Raw genomic sequence first — 2,438 nt, forward strand, 5'->3', positions numbered from 1 at the left:
GTAGGGGGTCTTGTTGGCGAGGTTGCCGCCCTCCTCCTCGCGTCCGGTGTTCCAGGCACCCTCTTCCGAGTCGACGGAGTAGAAGCTCTGGTTCTGCGTGACCGAGTAGCGGACGTCGTCGAAGATGTAGAACTCGGCCTCGGGGGCGAAGAACGCGGTGTCGGCGATGCCGGTGGAGGCGAGGTACTTCTCGGCCTTCTTGGCCACCTGACGCGGGTCCTTCGAGTAGATCTCACCGTTGCGCGGGTTGTAGATGTCGAAGACCATGATGAGCGTCTTGTGCTCGCGGAAGGGATCGAGGTAGGCCGTCGAGACATCCGGAATCAGCTGCATGTCCGATTCGTGGATGTTCGCGAAGCCACGGATCGAGGAGCCGTCGAACAGCTGACCGACCGTGAAGAACTCTTCGTCGACGGTCGAGGCGGGGATGTTGAAGTGCTGCTGCACACCGGGGAGATCGGTGAAACGGATGTCAAGGAACTTGACGTCGTTCTCCTTGATGAATGTCAGCACCTCGGACGAATCGCGGAACATATGACTCCAGAAGTTGAGCATCGGGATGTGACCCGAAAAGCGCGGGTGATTTCGAACCTAGCGATAGGGGATTGCCCGAGGGTATCTCCCATGTTTCAGCCATGTTACGGGAGCCTGGTTACGCTGATGACATGATGACATCCGCCTCGCAGAGCACCTATCCGGGAGAACGGCTCGGCCTCCCGGCCACGGGGCCCGGAAGCATCGCGCGGGTGGGCCGACGCCTCGCCGCCCTGGCCATCGACTGGGCGGCGGCCGTGCTGATCTCGCTGGCGTTCTTCGCGTACGACTCGCTGGCGACGCTTGCGATCTTCGCCATCGCGCAGGTCGTCTTCATCCCGACGCTCGGCGCAAGCCCCGGTCACCGCATCCTCGGGATGCGCCTCGCTCCGATGGCCGGCGGCTGGGTCGGCCTCTGGAGGCCCCTGGTCCGCACGGCCCTGCTCGTACTCGTCATCCCCGCCGTGATCTGGGATGCGGATCAGCGCGGACTGCACGACAAGGTCGCCGGCACCGTGCTGCTGCGTCGCGGCTGACGCGAGCGGGGGTCAGCGGGGGCGCTGCGCCCGCACCTTGGTGGGGTCGACGCCCTTGGGGATGGGAAGCGATGCCAGCGACTGCGACACGGAGTCCACACGACGGATGATCGCGGCCATCGTCGTCTTGTCGATCTTCTTCGGCAGGGCTTTGATCGTCTTCGAGAGATCGTCGATCTTCACGTCGCCCTCGCCGTTGCCGAGGTAGATGACGGTGATCGGCACACCCTGGGCCACACGCTGGACCTTGGTCCGCTCCTCGTTCATGAGTCGGGTGAGCCGACCTCGCGAACCCTCGCCCACGATGACGACGCCACCCCGGCCGATGGCGCGGTACACCGCCTCCTGCGTCTTGGGGTTCACGGCGACGGGCATGTCGCTGGTCTGCCAGTTGCGCCCGAGGCTCGTCGACAGCACGTGACCGGCGGCGCCAGGGCGGCCCTCGATCTTGCGGTACATGGCCTTCGTGGACAGTCGGGTCATCGTCATCAGCGACGCCAGGATGCCGGCCATCAGGCCGGTGACGCCCCACAGGAGCACGCTCCACCAGACGAGGGGCGGGATGAGGAATCCGATGCCGATGCCCACGCCGACACCGACGAGAAGGATGCCGATCAGGAGCCACGGAAGCCACGGGTACGCCTCGCGCGTGAAGCGGAAGAGGGCCGTGATCTGTTTGAAGAAGCCGGGGCGCTTCTCGGGCGCGGAAGTGCGTGCTGCCATGCACACAAGACTACCTTTCCGACGTTGTCGGGCCCGCCGATTCCTCCCCAGGCGAACCGTGGGACCGCGCATCCACGGAGCGTGCGCGGCGGCCGACGTGACCCGCGCATCCAGGAAGACTCGCCGAGTGCCCCGCAAAGCCGCTCACTCGCAACCCCAGCCCGCTGAACCGCAGCCCGCGATCCGCCACGACGACGGCCCGCTCACCGATGCCTACCGGCCCGTCCGCGCGATCGTCCCTCCCGAGACGCCGATCGGCGGCATCCTCTCACGGGCAGGGGACGACATCGTCGTCCTGGTCGACGCCGGCGAGCTCACCGCGTGGCCAGGGTGGGGTTTCACCGACGCGCAGCATGTTCTCGCGCCCCTCGATCTGGCTCGTCGGGCAGGCGGCCACGACGCCGTGCTGCCATGGTGCTCGGAACGGGTAGATGTCTTCCTGGGTCGTCGGCGCGCCGCGTCGGCGCCCCTCGGCGGTGGGGAGATCGTGACGCTCGCCGTCAGCGCGCTGCGCGGAGCGGCCGAGGCGCACAGCGGACGCGGCGGCGACGCGCCGAGCCCGACCGGTGCCTGGTGGCTGACGGATGCGGGGTGCCCCGTTTTCGTGCACGCCGAGTCCGGTGACGCCGCCGAGGCGGGTGCGCG

Annotated in this window: 3 protein-coding genes and 1 pseudogene; 2 read left to right on the forward strand and 2 right to left on the reverse strand. The window is 67.2% G+C overall.

Going from position 1 to position 2,438, the window contains the following annotated elements:
- Window positions 1-534 (reverse strand): glutamine synthetase beta-grasp domain-containing protein (locus tag VNT50_RS04760; protein ID WP_325483958.1); only part of this gene is annotated, 534 nt, incomplete at its 3' end.
- A 134-nt stretch (window positions 535-668) separates the two neighbouring features.
- Here VNT50_RS04760 and VNT50_RS04765 point away from each other — a divergent pair.
- Entirely contained in the window at window positions 669-1,070 is a 402-nt protein-coding gene (locus VNT50_RS04765; protein WP_325483959.1) for an RDD family protein, read from the forward strand.
- Window positions 1,071-1,082: 12 nt separating this feature from the next.
- Here the strand turns inward: VNT50_RS04765 and VNT50_RS04770 are convergent, their stop codons facing one another.
- Complete coding sequence (locus tag VNT50_RS04770; RefSeq protein WP_325483957.1) at window positions 1,083-1,793, reverse strand: DUF4191 family protein; 711 nt, start codon at window positions 1,791-1,793, stop codon at window positions 1,083-1,085.
- A gap of 127 nt (window positions 1,794-1,920) precedes the next feature.
- On the opposite strand from VNT50_RS04770, the pseudogene VNT50_RS04775 reads away from it, so the two are divergent.
- Window positions 1,921-2,438, forward strand: a pseudogene (locus tag VNT50_RS04775) (hypothetical protein); the annotation flags it as partial.

The organism is Microbacterium sp. (assembly GCF_035554235.1).
Classification (GTDB): Bacteria; Actinomycetota; Actinomycetes; order Actinomycetales; family Microbacteriaceae; genus Microbacterium.